The 20,612-nt window shown below is 63.3% G+C and carries 18 protein-coding genes and 1 tRNA gene; 10 read left to right on the top strand and 9 right to left on the bottom strand.

What is annotated here, in order from left to right; all coding sequences use genetic code 11:
* Nucleotides 1-70 precede the first annotated feature (70 nt).
* Entirely contained in the window at nucleotides 71-3,058 is a 2,988-nt protein-coding gene (locus ACN9M3_RS11510; protein WP_426322548.1) for a TonB-dependent receptor, read from the top strand.
* 1 nt (nucleotide 3,059) lies between these two features.
* Here the strand turns inward: ACN9M3_RS11510 and ACN9M3_RS11505 are convergent, their stop codons facing one another.
* Entirely contained in the window at nucleotides 3,060-4,205 is a 1,146-nt protein-coding gene (locus ACN9M3_RS11505; RefSeq protein WP_426322546.1) for a glycerophosphodiester phosphodiesterase, read from the bottom strand.
* A 124-nt stretch (nucleotides 4,206-4,329) separates the two neighbouring features.
* Here ACN9M3_RS11505 and ACN9M3_RS11500 point away from each other — a divergent pair, with 124 nt between their 5' ends.
* Genes ACN9M3_RS11500 through ACN9M3_RS11485 form a run of 4 tightly spaced genes read left to right on the top strand, consistent with a single transcriptional unit; the run spans nucleotide 4,330 to nucleotide 7,831 of the window.
* The gene (locus ACN9M3_RS11500) at nucleotides 4,330-4,755 is read left to right on the top strand and encodes a MarR family winged helix-turn-helix transcriptional regulator (RefSeq protein WP_426322544.1); all 426 of its coding nucleotides are present in this window, start codon (nucleotides 4,330-4,332) and stop codon (nucleotides 4,753-4,755) included.
* A 53-nt stretch (nucleotides 4,756-4,808) separates the two neighbouring features.
* Nucleotides 4,809-5,018 carry a YtcA family lipoprotein gene (locus ACN9M3_RS11495; RefSeq protein ID WP_426170836.1) on the top strand — a complete coding sequence of 70 codons (210 nt, stop codon included), beginning with the start codon at nucleotides 4,809-4,811 and terminating at the stop codon, nucleotides 5,016-5,018.
* Nucleotides 5,019-5,027: 9 nt separating this feature from the next.
* Nucleotides 5,028-6,053, top strand: coding sequence for a multidrug transporter subunit MdtN (mdtN, locus tag ACN9M3_RS11490; RefSeq protein ID WP_426322541.1), 1,026 nt, complete (start codon nucleotides 5,028-5,030; stop codon nucleotides 6,051-6,053).
* A 5-nt stretch (nucleotides 6,054-6,058) separates the two neighbouring features.
* Nucleotides 6,059-7,831, top strand: coding sequence for an FUSC family protein (locus ACN9M3_RS11485; protein WP_426323729.1), 1,773 nt, complete (start codon nucleotides 6,059-6,061; stop codon nucleotides 7,829-7,831).
* A gap of 5 nt (nucleotides 7,832-7,836) precedes the next feature.
* On the opposite strand, the gene ACN9M3_RS11480 is transcribed toward ACN9M3_RS11485, so the two are convergent.
* Both ACN9M3_RS11480 and ACN9M3_RS11475 read right to left on the bottom strand, forming a co-directional pair.
* Nucleotides 7,837-8,490, bottom strand: coding sequence for a pentapeptide repeat-containing protein (locus tag ACN9M3_RS11480; RefSeq protein WP_426322539.1), 654 nt, complete (start codon nucleotides 8,488-8,490; stop codon nucleotides 7,837-7,839).
* Nucleotide 8,491: 1 nt separating this feature from the next.
* A complete protein-coding gene (locus ACN9M3_RS11475; protein ID WP_426170832.1) occupies nucleotides 8,492-8,707 on the bottom strand; it encodes a hypothetical protein in 216 nt (71 codons plus the stop codon).
* A gap of 83 nt (nucleotides 8,708-8,790) precedes the next feature.
* Between ACN9M3_RS11475 and ACN9M3_RS11470 the strand changes: the two genes are divergently transcribed.
* Together ACN9M3_RS11470 and ACN9M3_RS11465 are read left to right on the top strand one after the other, a co-directional pair.
* A tRNA-Lys gene (locus ACN9M3_RS11470) sits at nucleotides 8,791-8,866 on the top strand.
* A 51-nt stretch (nucleotides 8,867-8,917) separates the two neighbouring features.
* Nucleotides 8,918-9,604: a YjjG family noncanonical pyrimidine nucleotidase gene (locus tag ACN9M3_RS11465; RefSeq protein WP_426170831.1), complete on the top strand. Its 687-nt coding sequence runs from the start codon at nucleotides 8,918-8,920 to the stop codon at nucleotides 9,602-9,604.
* Here the strand turns inward: ACN9M3_RS11465 and ACN9M3_RS11460 are convergent.
* The gene (locus ACN9M3_RS11460; RefSeq protein WP_426170830.1) at nucleotides 9,601-12,339 is read right to left on the bottom strand and encodes a TonB-dependent receptor; all 2,739 of its coding nucleotides are present in this window, start codon (nucleotides 12,337-12,339) and stop codon (nucleotides 9,601-9,603) included. The genes ACN9M3_RS11465 and ACN9M3_RS11460 overlap by 4 nt on opposite strands.
* A gap of 231 nt (nucleotides 12,340-12,570) precedes the next feature.
* Here ACN9M3_RS11460 and ACN9M3_RS11455 point away from each other — a divergent pair, with 231 nt between their 5' ends.
* Nucleotides 12,571-13,137, top strand: coding sequence for a hypothetical protein (locus ACN9M3_RS11455; protein ID WP_426170828.1), 567 nt, complete (start codon nucleotides 12,571-12,573; stop codon nucleotides 13,135-13,137).
* Nucleotides 13,138-13,156: 19 nt separating this feature from the next.
* Here ACN9M3_RS11455 and ACN9M3_RS11450 read toward each other — a convergent pair whose 3' ends face one another.
* From ACN9M3_RS11450 to ACN9M3_RS11440, 3 genes are read right to left on the bottom strand one after another with little or no spacing between them, the layout of a single operon-like run.
* Nucleotides 13,157-14,611, bottom strand: a complete 1,455-nt coding sequence (locus ACN9M3_RS11450; RefSeq protein WP_426170826.1) for an MDR family MFS transporter — start codon at nucleotides 14,609-14,611, stop codon at nucleotides 13,157-13,159.
* Nucleotides 14,608-15,066, bottom strand: a complete 459-nt coding sequence (locus ACN9M3_RS11445) for a MarR family winged helix-turn-helix transcriptional regulator (RefSeq protein WP_426170824.1) — start codon at nucleotides 15,064-15,066, stop codon at nucleotides 14,608-14,610. The genes ACN9M3_RS11450 and ACN9M3_RS11445 overlap by 4 nt, the downstream gene beginning before the upstream one ends.
* Nucleotides 15,067-15,086: 20 nt before the next feature.
* Nucleotides 15,087-15,479 carry a hypothetical protein gene (locus ACN9M3_RS11440; protein WP_426170823.1) on the bottom strand — a complete coding sequence of 131 codons (393 nt, stop codon included), beginning with the start codon at nucleotides 15,477-15,479 and terminating at the stop codon, nucleotides 15,087-15,089.
* A gap of 70 nt (nucleotides 15,480-15,549) precedes the next feature.
* On the opposite strand from ACN9M3_RS11440, the gene ACN9M3_RS11435 reads away from it, so the two are divergent.
* On the top strand, nucleotides 15,550-16,614 hold the full coding sequence (locus ACN9M3_RS11435; protein WP_426322535.1) for an aromatic ring-hydroxylating oxygenase subunit alpha: 1,065 nt from the start codon (nucleotides 15,550-15,552) through the stop codon (nucleotides 16,612-16,614).
* Entirely contained in the window at nucleotides 16,598-17,947 is a 1,350-nt protein-coding gene (locus ACN9M3_RS11430; RefSeq protein ID WP_426322533.1) for an APC family permease, read from the top strand. The genes ACN9M3_RS11435 and ACN9M3_RS11430 overlap by 17 nt, the downstream gene beginning before the upstream one ends.
* Here ACN9M3_RS11430 and ACN9M3_RS11425 read toward each other — a convergent pair.
* Together ACN9M3_RS11425 and ACN9M3_RS11420 are read right to left on the bottom strand one after the other, a co-directional pair.
* A complete protein-coding gene (locus ACN9M3_RS11425; protein ID WP_426170818.1) occupies nucleotides 17,859-18,974 on the bottom strand; it encodes a sterol desaturase family protein in 1,116 nt (371 codons plus the stop codon). The two genes, ACN9M3_RS11430 and ACN9M3_RS11425, sit on opposite strands and share 89 nt — an antisense overlap.
* Nucleotides 18,964-20,577, bottom strand: a complete 1,614-nt coding sequence (locus ACN9M3_RS11420) for a hypothetical protein (protein WP_426170816.1) — start codon at nucleotides 20,575-20,577, stop codon at nucleotides 18,964-18,966. Before ACN9M3_RS11420 ends, ACN9M3_RS11425 begins: the two co-directional genes overlap by 11 nt.
* Nucleotides 20,578-20,612 lie beyond the last annotated feature (35 nt).

Here is a 20,612-nt window from a genome sequence, read left to right as displayed (position 1 = left end):
CACCAAGCTACCTAGCATGTCTCCGTCGGCCGCCTTGCGCGGCCGAATCATAACCACAACAGGAGACGCAATGAAGAACCCTTCCCAACGTGTGCGCTTGACGCTCGTCGCGCACGCCCTTGCATTGGCTTTCGCCGGGCCAGTCCTTGCTCAATCGAATGCCACCGGCAGCATCTTCGGCCAGGTTGCCAACGCGAGCGGGACTAGCATCGTGCTGGTGAACGTCGCAACCGGCGCGCGCCGCACCATCACCGTCGATGCCAACGGGCGCTATAACGCCAGCTCCATGCCGCCGGGCGTCTACAAGGTGCTGCTGATGCGCGACGGCGTCGTCGAACGCGAGCTGGAAGTGGAGGCGCTGATTGGGCAAGGCGTGGAAGCGTCCTTCGAACCCATCCAGGCAGTGAAGGTGACCAGCCGGCGCCCGACTATCGACGTCAGCAACACGAACAACGGCGCTGTGTTCACCGCCCGCCAACTGGCTACGTTGCCGATCTCGCAAAACCTGTCCGGCATCATCCAGCTTGCGCCCGGCACTGCGCGCGGCAACACGCGCATCGGTGGTGACAGCTTCGGCGGCGCCGGCGTGAGCGAGAACGCCTACTTCATCAACGGCTTCCCGGTCACCAATGTCTATCGCCAGATCGGCTCGACCACCCTGCCCTTCTTCGCGATCGCACAGGCGCAGATCCTGCAAGGCGGCTACAGTGCGGAATTTGGCCGTTCCACCGGCGGCGTGGTGAACATCACCACCAAGAGCGGCACCAACAACTGGGAAGCCGGCGCCGTGCTGCAATACACGCCGGACTGGCTGCGCGCCAAGCCGGACAACACCTACTATCCGAACACCGGACATAACCCGAAGACCGACGGCAAGCTGCTCACCTACCGTCACAGCAACAACGCCACCGACGTCTTCGGCAGCGCCTACGTCGGCGGCCCGCTGGTCAAGGACAAGCTGTTCATGTTCGCCAATATCGAGCAGGACCGCTTCAGCACCGGCTACATCAGCAAGGATTCCGATTCGCTCAACAAGACCAACGGCTGGACCGAACGCGAGACCCGCACGCCGCGCTACCTGCTCAAACTCGATTACAACATCAGCGACAACCATCGCCTCGAGTTCACCCAGATCCACGACGAGAACAAGAAAACGCAGCAGAATTACGGCTTCGACTACGCCAGCCTGCAGCGCAACGAGGTGCGCGCCGGCGGCACCACCGGCGATGGCGCCAAGACCAACGACTCGATCGTGAAATATACCGGCTTCCTGAGCGACAGCCTGACAGTGACTGCGCTGGCGGGGCGTTTCAAGTCGACCTATCCGCAATCGCGTGAAGGCTACGTGCCGGGCGTGTACCAGGTTAATGCCCCGCTCAATGCCCAGGTGCCGGGACTGGTTTATACCAACCCGCAGGCCATCGGCGGCACCATCCAGGTGCCGAATGCGGAAGACAGGCAATCCACGCTGCGCCTGGACGTGGAGTACAAGCTTGGCAACCACGGCCTGCGCGCCGGCATCGACCGCAACAACGTCTCATCGATCAATGGCTCGGAACTGGCCGGCGGTGGCAGCTGGACCTACTTCCGCGGCGATCCCAGTAAAGCGGTTCCTGGCGGCAGGACGCCCGCATCGGGAGGTGGATACGGACTGCAAGGCTACTACGTGAACGAGTATCACCAGAGCGACTCCGCCTCGCCAAAAACCGATCAGTCGGCCCAGTACATCCAGGATCGCTGGCAGGTCACCGATACAGTGCTGCTCGACCTGGGCTTGCGCAACGAGCAGTTCACCAACAAGAACAGCTTCGGCCAGGCTTATGCAGCGCAGCGCCATATGCTCGCCCCGCGCATCGGCGCATCCTGGGACGTGCGCGGAGACAGCACCTTGAAAGCTTTTGCCAACCTTGGCCGCTACCACCTGCAAATTCCGACCAGCGTGGCATCGCGCCTGGCCGGCAATCCGGTCCACATCGACCACTACTACACCTATACCGGCGTCGATCCGAAAACCGGCGTACCGACCGGGCTGACGGAAATTTCCCCACCGGTTTCCGGCGGCAACGAATGGGGCACGCCCAAAGACCCGCGCCAGGTCGCATCGAGCAAGCTGGGTGCAACCTACCAGGACGAGCTGGCACTCGGCTTCGAGGCGGCACTGACGCCGGAGTACACGGTCGGCAGCAAGGTCACCTATCGCACGCTGCGCAACACGATCGAGGATTGGTGCGATTCGCGCCCCTTGCGCGCCTGGGGCAAGCGCAACAACGTCGATACCAGCAAATACGATATGCCATGCCTGCTGATCAATCCCGGCCGCGACAACACCCTGACGCTGGACCTGGCCGGCGATGGCAAGCTGGTTTCCATTCCATTGACGGCTGAAGACATCGGCCTGCCGAAGGTAAGCCGCGTTTATACGGCACTGGACCTCTTCATCGAACACCCGATGCGCAATGGCTGGTACGGCAAGCTGAATTACACGCTGTCGCGCACCAGGGGCAATATGGAAGGCCAGGTGATGTCCGATATCGGCCAGGCCGACATCGCCGCCACCACCTCGTTCGACTTCCCGGAACTGATGGATCACGCCAGCGGCCCCCTGCCGAACGACCATACCCACGCGCTGAAGGCCTTCGGCTACTACCAGCTTGGCCAGGAATGGACCGTGGGCGGCAACGTCAACATCGTCACCGGCGCGCCGAAGTCCTGCATCGGCAACCTGCCGGCCGCGCTCAACCAGGATGGCAAGAATCCGGCAGCCGGCTATGGCGCTGCCGTCTTCTACTGCGACGACAAGCCGGCGCCGCGCGGCTCCGCGGGCAGGATGCCGACCGATTTCCGCATCGCGCTGAACACGACTTATATGCCGCGCATGTTCAAGGGCCTGGCATTGAAGGCGGACGTGTTCAACCTGCTGAACCGCCAGACCACGCTGGCGACCCAGCCGGTCTACAACGCGGGCGCCAACACCGTCAGCCCCTACTATGGGCAGGTGCTGGGGCGCGCACCTGAACGCCAGGTGCGCTTTGCCGCGGAGTACAACCACAAGTTCTGAATCAGCGCCCCGCTTCCTTCAGGTATTCCGCACGCGCTGCCAGCGCGGTGTCGGCGAAGTCGCTGAACACGCCATCGACGCCAAGGGCGAAGAAGTGCTTGTACTCCAGCACAGGATCGCCCTTGTAGTTGCTGGCCAGGCGGCGCTTCTCGTTGCGGAAGGTGTACGGGTGCACGAACAGGCCAGCCTTGTGCGCATCCGCCACCAGCGAGGTGGGCTCCATGGTGGTGGTGTCGGCATCGTTCACCTTGCCGTCGCCGTTGATATCAGCAGCGCCTTTGACGCTGACGATGTAGCGCTTCCATGGGCCTATGCCGTCGGCATAGGTCTTGATCTCGGCCAGCCCGGCCGGGGTCACCATATCGCTGAACAGGCGCTTGTCGCCGGCCTGCGCCCAGTCGAACGGCTTGTCGTACGGGGCGGCGTAAGTCAACGCGCCGGTTTTCAGGTCCACGTCGTCGGCGTCGATCAGCTGCACCATCTTCAGCCTGGAGCCCTTGCTGCGCATGTATTTCAGGCTGCCCGGCTCAAAGGACTGGATGTAGACCGGCGAGTCGCGTTCGGTCCAGCCGGCGGCCGCCAGCATCGCCAGCAGCTTGTCTTCCAGCGGCAAGCCTTGCTGGCGGTGGAAGGTCGGGTTCTTGGTTTCCGGGTAGATGGCGATATTGCGGCCGCTCTTCCTGATCATGTCGATCACTTCCTGGATGGTCGCGATCTTGTATTGGCCGTTGAATTGCTGCGGGCGTTCGGCATCGGTTGAAATGCCGCCCAAGGTCTTGATCTCCGCCAGCGTGAAATCACTGGCGAACCAGCCGTCCTGCAGTTCACCGTCGACGCTCAGCTTGCGCTTGCGGGCGGCGAATTCCGGATGTTGCGCCACGTCGGTGCTGAACGCCAGGTTCGGGTCGTGGCGGGCAATCAGCACGCCATCCTTGGTGGAGATCACGTCCGGCTCGATCGCGTCGGCGCCCAGCTCGATGGCCTTGGCATAGGCTTCCACCGTTTCCTCCGGCAGGTAGCCGCTGGCGCCGCGGTGCGCCACCACCAGGGCCGGCTTGCCGTCCAACGTGGGAAGCGGCGCCTGCGAAGTCCCGCCACATGCCGCCAATACCGCTGCCGCTACCGCTCCTGCTATCGCCTTCTTCATCGTTGCCCCGCTGTGTAAGTTGAAAACTGGCGGATTGTAGGTAGCGAAAATGACAAGCTTGTGAATTGCGCAAGCGTGCTCGAGGTGCTTGACAACCGTTGCCTAGGCAACGTATAGTTCATTTATGAACAAACAAGCCGACCCTCGCCGCGTTGCCCGCCTGGTCAGCCGCGCCCAGAAAGCCCTGGAAGAAGAACTCGATGCCAGGCTCGCGCCCTTCGATATCACGGCGGCGCAATACGTGGTGCTGTCTGCCCTGCATGGCGGCCGCGCCAACATCGCAGCGCAGATCTGCAAGGAGCTCTCGTACAGCCCCGGCGCCATGACCCGCATGCTGAACCGCCTGGAACAGAAAGGCATGATCCAGAAAGGGCCGAGCGCCGCCAATCGCCGCACCGTGCAACTGGAACTGACCGAAGAAGGCCGGCGTCTTTTCCCCAGCCTGCTGGAAGCTTCGGGCACCGTGATCGAACAGTACTTCGGTACTTTCAGTACGCAGGAACTGCATGCTCTCGAAGCCCTGTTGCTGAAGATGTTCGCCGGGAAGTAGATCTTTTTTTTGCCGAATAGGTTGCCTAGGCAATGTTACATTAAGGAAGTAATGTGGAACCTTCAATCAATGTGCTGGGAGCCTATTTTCCCGACTGGCTTTTCTGCATTGCCGGCGCCACGGTGCTGTGCTTCGTGCTGCACACAGTGCTGAATGCGCGCGGCTGGCTGGCCGGCGCCCCGGCGCATCTGCTCGCGCTGGGCTACCCCGCCCTCGCCACCGTGCTGTCCCTGTCGGCGTGGCTCGTATTTTTCCAACATTGAGGTGAGGTCATGAAGAAAACCAGGAACTCCCGCCGCTGGAGCGCCATCGTGCTGGTGCTGGCCCTGGCCGCAATCGGCCTCGCCGTCTACGTCGTGCGCACGATCGACCAAGCGCCGCGCACCGATGATGCCTACGTCTATGCCGACACCATCAACGTCGCCCCCGAAGTCAACGGAAGGATCGTGGAGCTGCCGGTGGCGGACAACCAGCGTGTCAGGAAAGGCGACCTTCTGTTCCGCATCGATCCCCAGCCCTTCGAGCAAACCCTGGCAAAGGCCGAAGCCAGCCTGAAAGCGCTCGACAGCGAGATCAGGCTGACCCAGCGCTCGGTCGATGCCCAGAAGTTTGCCGCCGCTGCAGCACAGGCGAACGTCGAACACGCAAAGGCCGCATCCGAGCAGGCGGGCGACACGCTGGCGCGGCTCGAACCCTTGCTCACCAAAGGCTTCGTGTCGGCCGAGCGCATCGACCAGGCTCGCACCGCCAGGCGCGGCGCGCAATCCCAGCTTAGTGCGGCCTTGCTTGATGCGCGCCGAGCCGAAGCTTCCGTCAGCGGCGTCGATGCGCTGGTCGCCAGGCGCGAAGTCGTGAAGTCCGAGATCGCGCTGGCGCGCCTGAACCTGTCCTATACCGAGGTGCGCGCGCCGGGCGACGGCATCGTGCTGAACCTGAAAACCTCGGTGGGCCAGTTTGCCGCTGCCGGCCATCCGGTGTTTACGCTGGCCAGCTCCAGCCGCTGGTACGTGGTGGCGAATTTCCGCGAGACCGACCTGGCCGGCATCAAGGCCGGCCGCCATGCCCAAGTCTACCTGCTTGGCGACACCTCCAAACGCTACAGCGGCACCGTCGAGTCCATCGGCTACGGCGTGTTCCCCGACGACGGCGGCAGCGAAGTGGCAGGGCTGCCGCGCGTACCGCGTTCCATCAACTGGGTGCGGGTGGCGCAGCGCTTCCCCGTGCGCATCCTGATCGAACAGCCAGACGCAGCGTTCCGCATCGGCGCTTCGGCCGTCGCCATGCTGAACGCGAAGTGAACATCATGGAAGCGCTGATGGCGCGTATCCGCGCCGAACTGGCGCCCTTCCCTGGCCGCATGGATGCGGTGTGGCGCCTGCTCGCGAGCTGCACCGTGGTCATCGTCTGCTCGATGGCCTTGCAAATTCCTTCGCTCTCGCTGTCGCTGATCATGGTGTTCTTCACCGCGCAGGAGAATACCGTGCTGACCCGCATGAGCGGCATCGTGCTGGGGATCGGCAGTACGCTGGCGGTGGCGTCGTCCATCCTCCTGCTCAAATTCTTCATCGACGCCCCGATGCTGCGGATTCTCGGCGCGGCGCTGGTTGCTTTCTGCGGCATGTATTTCATGCGGACCAGCAAGCTCGGCGCCATCGGCTTCCTCACCGCCCTGATCGTGGTGTATGGGCAAAGCATGGCCGACATTTACGAAGATCCCGAAGTGATGACGCGCGCCTTGTTGTGGGTATGGGTAGCTTCGACCTATCCGGTGGTGGTGACGATGATCATCCAGCGCCTGTTCCGGCCTGCGTTGCCGGTCAAGCTCCTGGTGGAAGAATATGGCCGCCAGCTTGATGAAGTCGAGCACCAGCTTGAGGCGCGCATCGCCGGTGCCGCAGCGCCAGCCTTTCACAGCGGCCAGGTCGGGCGCGGCGTGCTGGCCCTGCAGCGACAACTGGCGTTTGCAGCCCTGGGCAATGAGGAACGCACTGCGGCGCGTGCTGCGGCCGTCGGTCGCCTGCATGCCGCGGCCGCGCAACTGGCCAGGCTGGCGCCGTTCGAAGCTTCGCAGGAGGAGCACAAGCAGATGATCGCGATTCGACAGGCTTGCGCGTCACTGCGGGAGTGTCTCGGGCATGGGACGGCCTTCACGCCGGATTCTGCAGCGCCGGCTTCGGCCGGCCTGGCTGGCACCGCAGCGGGAGCTGCAACCGGCGCGTCGCACGCGCACAGCGTGGTTTTGCGCGAGATGGCGCGGGCTTTGCACGCCGCGGCAAATGCGGACGCCGATGCCACCCCAGGTGCCGCCGGACTGGCGCGCCAAGGCGGAACCCGCTCGTCCGGTGCCGTCGGAAATCCCTTGCGCCTCGTTTACCTGCAGTTTGCCTTCAAGGCAGTCCTGGCTGCGATGATCACCTACGTCATCTACACGGGCCTTCAATGGCCCGGCATCCATACAGCAATGCAGACCTGCATCATTCTCGCCCTGCCAAGCCTCGGCGCGACCGCGCATAAAGGCATCAACCGCTTGCTGGGTTGCTGCCTTGGCAGCCTGGCCGCGCTGGCGGCAACGGTATTTGTCGTGCCGCACCTCGACAGCATCGTCGGACTGCTGGCCATGTCCCTGCCCATCATCGCGCTTGGTGCGTGGATTGCCGTGGGGCCGCCGCGTTCGAACTACATCGGCGTCCAAATGATGTTTGCATTCGCACTGGCGCAACTGGGCAGCTTCGGGCCCGTCACCGACGTCACTGAGATCCGCGACCGGTTGATTGGCATTCTGCTTGGACTGGCGGTTTCGATCACCATATACGCGCTGCTGTGGCCAGAACGCGAAGGCCAGGCGCTCAAAACAGCTCTGTCGCGCCTGCGCAAGGCGGTCGCCGCTTGCGTGCACGCCGATCAACAGGGTATTGGCTCGGCGCGGCTGGAGGCCTGGGGCCTGCTGAACCAATGTCGTGAACTGCACGCCAGGGTGGCGCTAGAGCCGGGCTGGCGCGACCGCAATGCACGTCGCATCGCGAACACGCTGGCACAAGCGGAGGAGAAGCTGGCCGCACAACAGGCCAGCCATTAGGGCGATCAGGCGACCAACAGTCCCATCTCGCCCAGGATTGCCGCCGCTTGGGCGTGGGATATCACGACGCCCTTGAAGGTGCGCAAGTCGGCCAGATCCAGGCCGCCGATATCTGCCCCGCGCAGGTCGGCGCCTTCAAGGCGGGCCAGCTTGAGCACGGCTTCGCGCAGGCTGCAGCCCTCCAGCACGGCCTCGCGGAAATCGCAGCCGGACAAGTCGGCATCCGAAAAATCGAGCTGGTTCAAGGTCGCTTTGCGGAATGAAAAGCCGCGCATATCCGCGCCAACCAGCAGGCTTTCCTCGAAGCTGGCGCCCAGGTGCGACACCTCTTCGAAGGACGCTCCAGTCAGTTTGCAACTGAGGAAACTGGCCGACGCCAGCTTGCTGCGGCGCCATTTGCTGTTATTCAGGTCGCAGCCCTGGAATTGTGCATCGACCAGGTCCGCCGATTCGAAATCGGCCGACATGCCGCGGCAACGCTGCCAACTGCTGCGAGCCAGCTTGCATGCGTACAGAATCGTTTCATTGAAAGTGCAGCGCTCAAAGACGCAGTCCTGCAGGTCGAGGCGCGACAGGTCCGCCTCGTCAAAGCTGCACTGCACGAAATGGCGCACGCCTGCCGAAAGCTGCTCCACCAGCGAGTCGCGATCCATCTCCATGTTAGCGGCGCTGGGTGCGGGCGGCGTAGGCTTCGTAGATCGTCTTGGCGTCCTTGTGGGCCTGGTCGATATTGCGCAGCTTCTTGTCGTCGTCATGGCGGACAAAGAATTCTGCGTCCTGCGCATCCATCACCAGTTTGACCGCAAGCGTGTCTTTCAGGTTGTATTTTTCGAAGATGAGCGTGGTCACTTCGTCGAGATATTCTTCGTAAGTCATGATCGGTTCCTTCCGGCGCCGATTATACGCGTCATGCGGGCACTTGCCGAAACGATTCCGTATCTATATAATTCGGGCCCTTCGGGTCGTTAGCTCAGTTGGTAGAGCAGCGGACTTTTAATCCGTTGGTCGCAGGTTCGAGCCCCGCACGGCCTACCAGAAAAAGATAGAATAGCCAGCCTTCGGGCTGGCTATTTTATTATCTGCATTATGAAGCATTCCCTCTTCCTGTTCGACCTCGACGACACCCTGCTCGATTTCCGCGCTTCCGAGAAGCTTTCCTTTGAGCGCGTGCTGCGGCAGCTTGGCTTCCGTGACAGCATCGATGAAATGTTCCAGCAATATCAAGGCATCAACATCGAACTGTGGCGGGCGTTTGAAGCCGGTACGGTTTCCAAGGAATTCCTGAAAGTGGAACGCTTCCGCAAAACTTTTGCGGCAAACGGGCTGGAGATCGATCCGCAGCAAGCCAGCTACCGCTACCTGGAGTCCCTGTCCGAAACCGTGGTCCTGGTCGATGGCGCCAGTCGCCTGTGCGAAACGCTGGCCGCAGCCGGCGAAGTGGGCATCATCACCAACGGCGTGGCGCACATCCAGGACCGCCGCATTGCCAGCTCCGGCCTGGGCGATTACATCTCCTTCACTGCCACTTCCGAAGCATGCGGCTATGCCAAGCCGGATAGCCGCTTCTTCGAATACGCCACGAAAATGGCGCGTGCCTTCAACAAGGATGAAACCATCATCGTGGGCGACCGGCTGGACGCCGATATTCTCGGCGCCAACCGTTTCGGCATCGAAAGCTGCTGGTACAACCCGGGCCGTTTAGACAACGACACCGAAGCCCTGCCCACTTTCGAAGCCGCCCATCTAGACGATATCGCTCCTTTGCTCGCTTAAAAGGCGAAGCGCAGGCCGGCGTTGACCCGGCGCCCCACATCTTCCAGGGTCAGGAACTGGCTCTCGTTGTTGGCATATTCGTGCATGCGCGAATTGCTCAAGTTGATGCCGTCCAGGTACAAGGCGATCTTCGGCGTGATGTTGTAGCGCAGGCTCAGGTCGTACTGGCCGTAGGCTGCACGGGTGCGTGGCTGGGTGCTGCCGCCGCCGCAATCGACGGCGAACTTGTTGCGCCAGTTGTAGCTCACGCGCGCCGAGAAGGTCTCGTTCTCATAGAACAGCGAAGCGTTGTACGACTGCTTCGACAAGCCCGGGTAGCCGCAATCGAGGGCTGCTGCATCGTCTCGGCTGGCGGTAGCGTCGACGAAGGTGTAGTTGGCGGCGACACCAAAGCCGCGCAGCCACGCGATGCCGTTGTCGAAGGCATACTGGCCGGCCAGCTCGATACCCTTGATCTTGCCCTTCTGTCCATTGCGGATGCGGGTATCGTGCACTACTTCCGAGTACTGCGGGATGGTGATGTCTTCAAGGCGCTTTTCAAGGAAGTTCGACACATTCTTCTGGAAGATCGCCGCACCGAGGAAGTTGGTCTTGGACAGGTACCACTCATAAGAGAGGTCCAGGTTCTTCGACTCCATCGGCTTCAGGTATGGATTGCCGCCGCCGGTCTGCACGTCTCCGAAACGGCCGCCGTACCAGTTGTCGACGCCCATCTGGTTCAGCGTCGGCCGGGTCTCGGTTTTGGAGGCGGCCAGGCGCAGCACCATGTCATCGGTCAGGTCGAATTTCAGGTTACCCGATGGCAGCACGCTGTTATAGCTGTTCTCGACCGACGTCTCGACCGCCGGGCCGTAGTTCAGGATGTAGGTGGTGTCGTTCGGGCTCTTGGTCGCCGACAGCAGCACGCGGCTGATACCGGTGGAAGTCGAATTCACGCGCACCACGCGCACGCCTGCATTCGCCGACCAGCGCTCGCCTTCCCACTTCGAATCGAGGAAGATGCTCGACACCTTCTCCTTCACGCTCCAGAAGTTCGGCTTGGTGTAATCGATGGACATCGGGCCGTTCGGGAACTTGCTCTTGTCCAGGTACAGCGCCGGATCGTTCGACAGCGCCAGCGTGGACGGCTGGTTCAGGTAATTCATGTAAGCATACGGATCGAAGCTCAGGTAGCTCGCCGGCGCGCCCGGGAAGGCGTTATCCAGCGACTTCACCGTGAACAAGGATGACGGCAGCGACACGTGGTAGCCGCTGAAAGCGTTCCACGAATCGCTTTCCCACTGGTTGCGCCCGACCTTGCGCTGCGAATATGAGACGCCGGTGTCGATGCCCTTGAAGGCGCCCATCTCGTGCGCCCAGGAGGCGTTCATGCGGGCTTCGCTCAGTTCATCGGCAAAGCGCACATCCTTGTTGGACACGGCGTGGGCGCGTACCGCGTTCGGGTCCGTAATGCCGTCGCCGAACGACAGGCTCGGGATGGAGCCAAAGGTCAGCGAATCGCCATTTTTCGGCACCATGCCCGCCACGATCCACTGGTCCGGAGTCTTAGTGGTGGTTCGCGAATTCGAGACGTCGCCTTCAAGCTTCCACTCAGGTGAAGCGTTCCATTTCGCATTCAGGCCAAACGCCTTGGTAATCGACAGCCGGTCGCCGCCCTTGACGATCATGTCGTTCGAATTGGCATCTGTCAGGATACCGGTGCCGTCGCCGACCAGGGCCGGGTTATTGGCGAAGAAGTTCGCGCCGGGACGCAGGAAGCTCGTGACCTGGTTGTTGGAGTCGTACTTCACGCCCAGTTGCACCGGGTTGTTCCAGTCGCTGATGGCGATCACGTCGTTGCGCTGGTTGAGGCGCGAATACAAGGCATCGGCGGTCAGCTTCCAGTCCGCGGAAGGGTTGTACTGCACGGTGACGTTGCTGACCAGCCGCTTGCGCGTTTCGTTCTCCTGCTGGTAGCCGAAGCTTTGCGGCATCAGCAGCTTCTTGCTGGTGACGTTGGCCATGGTCAGGCCCTTGGAATTCAGGTCGCCGTCGATCATATACACGTCGCGCAGGTTCCAGGCATCGTTGATGGCCTTGTTCTGCTTCGACGCGCGGTCGGTGTACGACAGCGAACCGGTCACGCCAAAAGTCTTGTTCTCATTGGCGAAGGAATACATGCCGCTGACGTTGGGCGTGTTCTTCTTCGAGTTCGAATCGTAGGAGTCGAATACATTGATCACGCCCGAGTGGCCGGCCTTGCCGGACAAGGGACGCGCGGTCTGGATATCGACCGTGGAGCCGATGCCGCCCTCCGGCAGGAAAGGCATGGAAGTCTTGTAGACGATGGCCTTCGAGATCAGGTCGGACGAAAGCAGGTCGAACGAAAAATCGCGGCCGCCGGTGTCGCTGGTCATGGTGCGGCCGTTGACCAGCACATTATTGAACTCGGGGCCCAGGCCGCGCACCGAGATGTAGCGCCCTTCCCCGTTGTTGCGCTGGATTTGCACGCCGGTGACGCGCTGCAGCGATTCCGCAATGTTCGTATCGGGGAACTTGCCGGCGTCTTCGGCCGATACGGCATCCACGACGCCTTCTTGCAAGCGCTTGGTCGCGAGCGAGGACGCCAGCGAAGCGCGCACGCCACTCACCACCACCTTGGCAGAAGGATCGATCTGCTCTTCCGCCGTTTGAGCATTGGCACCCAGCGGCAGCAGGATCTCTGCGATCAGCGCCGCCAATACAGTCTTACGCATAAATTGTCTCCGTTATTTTGGTTTTGGTGAGCCAATGTTACGCAGGGCTTGCAATATCAAAGTATTGCGTCTTTCAGTATTGATATTCCGAAAACGTATGAGTCAGCCTGGCCCGCTGGCTGCGCGCGAGCACGATGCCTGATGTCGGATTTATGCAACCCGTGACTATTCGATAGTTTGCTGACAGCAACAGAAGTTACAATTTGCACTCTGAAAATTTCGGGATTCCCAGTGTCTGATAACGTATACGCCGCGCCGAGCGCCAACCTTGATGAACATTTCCATTCCGGCGTGGAAGACCGCTTTTACGTGGTCTCCACGCGCAAGATGCTGATCCTGTTCTTCCTCACCTTCGGCCTGTTCCAGCTGCACTGGAATTTCCAGAACTGGCAGCGGCACAAGCGCGCTACCGGGGATGACGTCTGGCCGCTGCCGCGCGCGCTGTTCGCCCTCTTCTTTACGCATACCCTGTACCACGAAGTGGCCGACTACGACCCCAGCGGCAAAGGCCGCAGCTGGAACAGCGACACCTACGCGACCGGCATGGTGTTCCTGATGCTCGCTGGCTACGCCTTGTCATGGGCCGGCACCGGCTCGCTGCTCCTGGACGTGGTCTCGATCCTGCTGTTGATCCCCACTGGCCTGCTGCTGAAGCAGGTCCAGCTGGAAATCAACATCCGCAGCGGCGACCCGGCCGGCAGCAGCAACGACAACTTCACCGCGGCCAATATCGCCTGGTGCGTGCTCGGCGCATTAGCCTGGTTCTTCTTCGCCATCGGCCTGCTGCTCGTTCGTTGATGAACGCCGGCGCCGCGCGCTAATCGGCCTTGTGCCCTGCCAGCGCGATCTCCGGCAGGAACAGCAGCACAATCAGTCCTAGCAGGACCAGCAGCGCGCCGGCGCCAAAGACGCCGGCAATTGCGTGGCGATAGACGGCCACCGTCGAAGCCAGCACGCTGACGCCGGGCCCGACGGCCGCCACGGCGTTCACGCCGTGGACATGCAGCGAATGCGCCAGCATGGCTCCCGAACCGGTCACGCCCAGCAAGCCGCCCAGCGAGCGGAAGAAAGTCAGCATCGCCGTCCCCACGCCGCGCCGCGGCAGCGGCAAGGCGTTCTGCACCGCGATCGTCATGTTCGGCATCACCAGGCCCAGGCCGGCGCCGAGCAGGAAGATCGCCGGCTCGATGACCCAGTAGCCCCACCCGGACTCCATGCCCAGCGCCAGGGTGCTGAACGCCACCAGCGCGGCGACCAGTCCAGCCACTTGCACGCCCTTGTACTTGCCGGTGCGCGCCAGCCTGCGGCCGCTCAGCATGGAAGAACCGACCAGGCCAATCATCATGGCCACGGTAAGCAGGCCGGAGCTGGCCGGGCTGCTGCCCATCACCACCTGGAAGAACAGCGGGAAGAACACGGTCGCGCCCATCAGGCCCATGAAGGTCAGCGCCATCACCACGCTGGCGATATTGAAGACGCGGTTGCCGAACAAATCCGGCGGCAGCACAGGCTCCGGCACCTTGCGTACATGCATGGCCAGCCAGGCGCCCAGCACCACGGCCACCGCGCTGCACACCTGCACCTGCAGGGAATCCCAAGGCCATTCCGTGCCGCCCAGCGCCAGCACCAGCAGCGCCGACGTGATCGAGCCGGTCATTAGCACGGAGCCCAGATAATCGACACGGTGCGCATGGTGCACCTTTTCCTTGTGCAGCGCCCGTGCGATGGCATAGAAGGCCACGGCGCCAACCGGCAGGTTGACGTAGAACGTCCAGTGCCACGACAAGGCGTCGGTAATCAGGCCGCCCAGCACCGGCCCAAGCAGGCTGGTGGCGGCATACACCACCGGCACCATGCCCATGCGCTTGCCGCGTTCCGCCGGCGGGATGATGTCGGCAATGATGATCTGGGCCAGCGGCAGGAAGCCGCCCGCGCCCACGCCCTGCATCGCGCGGAACACGATCAGCTGCGTCATGTTCTGCGACAGACCGCACAGCGCGGAGCCAAGCAGGAAGGCGCCCATGGCGGCGAAGATCATCGGGCGACGGCCGTACTGGTCGGCCAGCTTGCCGTACAGCGGCATGGTGGCAGTGGAAGCCAGCACATAGGCGGTGACCACCCACGACAGGTGGGCCATGCCGCCCAGGTCGGCCACGATGCGCGGCAAGGCGGTGGCGACGATGCTCTGGTCCAGCGCACTGAGGCCCAGCACGGCCATCATGGCCAGGTAGACAGCGCGGATTTCGCGCTCGGTAACAGCGGTGTCCTTCATGGTGCTCCGATGATGTTCAGGGGTTCAATGGCGGCTTCCAGCGCAGCCAGCTGGGCCGGCGTCAGGCGGGCGATACGCTGCGCCATCCAGTCGCGGCGCTTGTCGCGCAAGGCTTCGATGCACGCGGCGCCATGCGCCGTCGCCTGCAGGCCGGAGCGGCGCCGGTCTTGCGGATCGGGCGCGCTGCGCTGCACCAGCCCCGCCTCCTCCATCGCCTTGACATGGCCGCTCATGGTGGCGGTGCGCACGTTTTCCATGCGCGCCAGTTCGGCCACGCCGATGCCAGGCTGTTCCTGGATGATGGCCAGCAGCATGTACTGCACCAAGGGGATATCGCCGCCGTTTTCGCTGGCGTCGCGGCGCATCTCGCGCACCAGCCGTTTCAGCGTCAGGCGCAGCTCTTCACTGGCGGCGAGCACGCGCGGCGTCAGGATCGCTTCATGTTTTTTCGGCATCGGCCATATAGTTAGGTAGGCTACCTACATATATTGCCAGATTTCTCCTTGCCGCGCAAAAGCGCCAGCAAATGCTGGCGTGCCGCCGCTGGCGCCATGCCCTTTTCCTGCAGGTGCGGCAGCAGCTTTTCGAACAGTTCGCGGCGCCGGACTCCGGCCTCCGAGATACCGCGCCGGTCGCTGAAAAAGTCCATCAGCGTCGAGCCGCACAGGCAATTGCGATAGGCTTCGACGATCGCAACGCTGTCGTCGTCGAAGCTTTGCTTGAGGCCAGTGATGTCCTTGCGCACCGATTGGGTCTGCTGCATGAATTCCTGCGCCGTGGCGAAAGCCCGCCCGCAATTGCCGCAATGCTTGGGGAAGGCCGATGCAGGCAAGGCTTGCAAACCCTCAAAGAAAAGACCTTCGTCCATTTTTGCAACCTCTTTCTTCCAGTGCGCTGCAATTTATGAGACAGTGAAACTTTCGCGCCGCGGAGCACATATGACCCTGCAGGAGCATTGCCGTATCGAGCCGCTGGAACGCGCCCGCGCGCTGCATGCCAGCTTCTATACCGACCAGCAATGGCTGGAATTCGAGCTGCGGGAAGTGTTCGGATCGACCTGGCAACTGGCGGCGCACGCCGGGGAGCTCAGTGCAACCGGCGACCATGTCGTCGGCGACATTGCCGGCAAGCCGATTATCATCATACGCCAGGGCGACGGCAGCCTGCAGGCTTTCTTCAACGTCTGCCGCCACCGCGCCGGCCCGCTCGCGACCTGTAACGGCAAGGGCGCGCGGGCGCTGCACTGCAAATACCACGGCTGGACTTACGAACTGGATGGCACACTGCGTGCGGCCACCGAAATGCAAGACGCGGCCGGCTTCGACAAGTCGGCGATCCGCTTGCCCCGCATCCAGGTGCGCGAGTGGCAGGGGCTGGTGTTCGTGGCGCTGGATGCCGCCGCGCCGCCGTTCGAACAGGTCTTTGCCGGCATCGCCGAGCGCATCGCCCCGGCGGGCATGTCGTCCATGCGCTTCGCCAAGCGCGACACCTACAAGCTCGAATGCAACTGGAAGGTCTATGTCGACAACTTCCTCGAAGGCTATCACCTGCCCTTCGTCCATCCCGGCCTGTCGCAGGTGCTCGACTACCGCGCCTACGACACCGAGCTGGCGCAATGGCATTCGCTGCAGCACTCGCCGCTGCGCAACAACGACGGCATCTACGGCGACGGCAATGCCTGGTACTACTTTATCTACCCCAACATCATGCTGAACATCACACCGGGCCGGCTGCAGACCAACCGCATCCTGCCGGCCGGGCACAGGCAGTGCATCGTGGAGTTCGACTATTACTACGCCGACGATCCGGCAGTGCAGGCGCGGGCGCAGGCCGAGCAAGCCTTCAGCGACGAGATCCAGGCCGAGGACATCAGCATCTGCCAGCACGTCCAGCAAGGCCTGGCATCCGGCTCATACAGCGCCGGGCGCCTGAACCCGAGGCGCGAAAGCGGCGTGTGGCATTTCCAGAACCTGCTGCGCGCGGCCTATGCACGCCACGGATAAGGCCAAGCCGCTCGGCTTCTGGATGTGCACAGCCCTGATCGTGGGGAATATGATCGGCATGGGCATCTTCATGCTGCCCGCCGCGCTGGCGCCGTTCGGCAGGAACGCGTTTGCGGGATGGGCCATCTCCGTCATCGGCTGCCTGTTCATCGCCCACGTCTTCGCCCGCCTGGCGCGCGCCATGCCGGACGAGGACGGGCCTTACGGCTATTGCCGGCGCGCCTTCGGCAACGGCGTTGCCTTCTTCACCATGTGGTGCTACTGGGTGTCGATCTGGGTCACCAATGCCGCATTGGCGATCGGCATCGTGGGTTACCTGGCAACGCTGGCGCCGGCGCTGTCCGCGCACCCGGCCCTGCCGCCGCTGGCGGCCATGGGCATCATCTGGTTCTTCGTGCTGGTCAGCCTGCGCGGTGCGCTGGCTTCGGGCCGGGTGCAACTGGTGTCGGCGGCGCTCAAGCTGCTGCCGATGAGCGCCATCGTGCTGCTGGGCGTGTGGATCTTGGGAACCGACAGCGCCGCCTACGCGGCGCACCTGCCGCCCACGCCATTCACGCTGGACGGCACCGCCGCAGCCGGCACCATTGCCCTGTTCGCAATGCTGGGCGTGGAATGCGCCTCGCTGCCTGCGACCAAGGTGCACGAGCCGGAGCGCACCATCCCGCGCGCCACGATTGCCGGCACGCTGGCCGCGGCAGCAGTGTATGTGCTGGTCTGCACGATTCCCATGCTCTTGCTGCCGCAGGCCGAGCTGGCCGCCTCCAACGCCCCCTTCGTCGACCTGTTCCGCCGCTACTGGGATGGCGGCAGCGGGCATTGGCTGGCGACGGCCGTCATCTTCAGCGGCCTGGGGGCGCTGAATGGCTGGACCATGCTGGCGGGCGAAGTGACCGCGTCGATGGCTCGCCACGGCATTTTCCCCGCCATGTTGAAAGCGCCCAACCGCCACGGCGCGCCAGCCTGGTCGCTGCTGCTGGTGGGAGCGCTGGCCAGCGTGATGATCGCAATGAACTACAGCCGCTCGACGGCCGAGGCCTTCACTTTCCTGACGCTGGTGGTCACGGCAGCCAGCATGCCGCTCTACCTGGTCGGCGGCGCGGCGGTATTCAGGCTGCACCGGCGCGGCGTATTGGCGCGAGGGGCAGCGCTGTCCCTGAGTGCGGTGATGAGCTGCGTTTTTTCGCTCTGGGCCTTTTACGGCATGGGCAGGGAAGCCTTCTGGTGGGGCATGGCGCTGGGTGCGGTCAGCCTGCCCGTGTTCTGGCTGGTGCGTTGGCGGCAGAAGGCGCAACAGGCTGCAGGCAATACGCCACCAGCAGCAGCGCCGCAGTAACGGCGCCAGCCAGCGCCAGCCTGGCCGCCAGCGACAGCGTGGCGGCATGCAGGACCAGCTGGTTCTGCATGGCCACTGCGGCAGCAAACATCGACAGCGCGGCGAAGGTCCAGCGCGCACCGCCGGCTGTGGCACGGGTGGCGCTGTACAGGCGGCCCGCAGGCAGCGAGAAGGCCGGCCACGGATCGGCAGCGGCAACATCGGCGGGACGCCAGCCGGTGCGGCGGAACCACAGCGAAAGCTTGTCGCGCCAGCGCGCAGTGCGCAGCGCATCGCGCCACATCACGGCCGGCCAGGCGAATTGCGCCCGCACCGCATTCCAGCCCGGCGCGCCCTTGCGCACGCCGTAAACGCACGCCTCGCCTTCTTCGATATAGGTGCCGAACAGGCGGTCCCAGATCATCAGCGTGGCGGCGTAGTTGCGGTCGAGGTAGACGTCGTTGACGGCATGGTGCACCCGGTGCGCGCTGGGCGTGTTGAGGATGCCCTCGAGCAGCGGCACCCGGCCAACCAGGCGCGTATGAATCCAGAACTGGTAGAACTTGCTCAGCGTGAGCTGGATGATGAAGACGCCCGGCGGGCAGCCGAGCAGCGCCAGCGCCATGAACAGCGGCGCGTGGAAAAGATCCTGGAAAGCGCCCTGCCGCAGCGCCGTGGTGAGGTTGAACTCTTCGCTCTGGTGATGCGGTGAATGCACGGCCCACAGGAAGTTGATTTCGTGCGACCAGCGGTGCGCCCAGTAATAGACGAAATCGAAGGCGACAAACGACCACGCCCAGGTCCAGGCCGACGCGGGCGCCGACTGCCACAGCGACAAATGGCTGAACACCCAGCCATAGGCCAGCAGCATGGCGGATTTGGTGAACACTTCCAGCGTCACGGTCCAGATGCCGCAGCCCATGCTGGTCAGGCTGTCGGCCAGCGAATAGGCCTGCAGCCGGCGGCGATGGGCCAGCCAGGCTTCGGCAGCGATCATGACAAGAAAGACGGGCGTGGCCGCAGCCACCAGTGCATTGTTATCGAGCATGCGCGGTTTTGGCGCCGGCCTTGCGGCCAAGCGCGCTGCGCAGCACTTCGCCGACAGGACGGTTCAGCACTGCCGCCACGGTCTGCATGCGCCGCGAGTCCAGCATGGGGCGGGTGTTCTGCGCGGCCATGGCCGCTTGTGCAGCCTGGGCGGCGGCAAGGGCCTTCGCCTTTGCTTCGCGCCGCGCGCCGGCAGCGATATCGGCCAGTTGCGCCAACTGCACCTCGTTCGGGAAGCCTTCGACAAAATAGCGCGGCGGGTAATCGTCGGTGCGCTGCATCAGCGCTCCCACCACCGGCATGGCGGCGTCCCAGCTCACGGTAATCGGCGGGTCCAGGCTGGAAGGATCGGCAAAGTACAGCAGGTCGGTTTTCGGCAGCAGGCTTGGCATGTCGCGCGTCCAGGTGCAGGCGCTGGTGCGGACCTGCTCCGGGCCAAGCTTGCCGACCAGGTAGGTGACCACGCAGCGATTGCGCCCACTGGCCCATTCGTGTGTTTTCAGCAGTTCCTTCTGCAAGCGGTAATCATTGCCTTCGACGTATTTGGCCAGGCTGTTCAGGCGCCGCTCAAGGCTTGGCGGCACGAAGACCTGCCAGCGCTCGTCCACCAGGCGCAGCAGGCGTGGCATGACCATTTTCTCTTCGCGCATGGCCTCGATAGCGGCCTTCAGCATCGCCTCCATCGCCACCAGGTTCTGGTCGCTGCACACCATTAGCATGCCGCGCGTCGGCACCATGACGACCGGACGTCCATCCGGAACGGCCGCCTTGATCAATTCAGGCAGCAGCATGCGCGAGGAGCTGTAGCCATCTTCCCATCCGCCGGCAAAGACACCTTGCGGGGACGACAGCAGCGGCGCGGTCGAGCGCGCGCGCAAATTGGCGAAGGCAGCTTCGAAAGCGGCATCCTCGGTCAGCCCCCAGGCCTCGAGATGCGCCCGTGCCACGCGGTGGGTCACCGTGCCGCGGTGGAAGGCCAGGCCCATTTCCAGGCCCTCGCAAATGGGACGGAACAGCAGCGGCGAGTAGCCCCGGGCGGCAGCCAGCATGGCTTGCCCGCGCTCCGCACTGTTGCGCACGATCGGCAGCAGGTGGCGCACGGCCTCCTCCACCATGCCGGGCGTATTTCCCATCAGGACCATGCCCGCGGTGTGCCGCAGCAGGTCTTCGCTGGCGGCCAGCGATGCGCCCAGCCATTCCTGGTACATGCTCTCCAGCGGCACCAGCAGTTCAAGCGGATAGGGCGACTCCGGGCCGGGCACCCCAAACAGTTCGCCTTCTGCCGCCATGAAAGTCCAGCGCCGGCCCGGGTCCAGCAATTCCAGGTGCGATTGCAATTGCACGGCGTATTCAGCCAGCGTCGCACGCGGGGGCGGCGCCTTTTCCTCCTCCACTTCGCAGCGGATACCGCAGGTCATCAAGGCGTCGCGGAAGCGCTCGGCCATGGCCCAGTCGACGCCCTTCTTCACGATCGCGCCATTGCCGGCCGTGATCGGGCGCACCGCCTCCAGGGGGCGGCGGAACAAAAGCATCAGGCGTGCCTCGACCCGCTCCTGCAGGAAGCCGCTTTGTACGCCAAGGGTTTTGATCCGATAAGTTGCCACGAACGTCGCCACGTAGACCAAGTTGAACAAATTGC

The organism is Pseudoduganella sp. R-43, from assembly GCF_049913255.1.
Taxonomy (GTDB): Bacteria; Pseudomonadota; Gammaproteobacteria; order Burkholderiales; family Burkholderiaceae_D; genus Rugamonas.
Note: the sequence above shows the minus strand (reverse complement) of the source record. Positions and strands in the feature narration are given on the sequence as shown.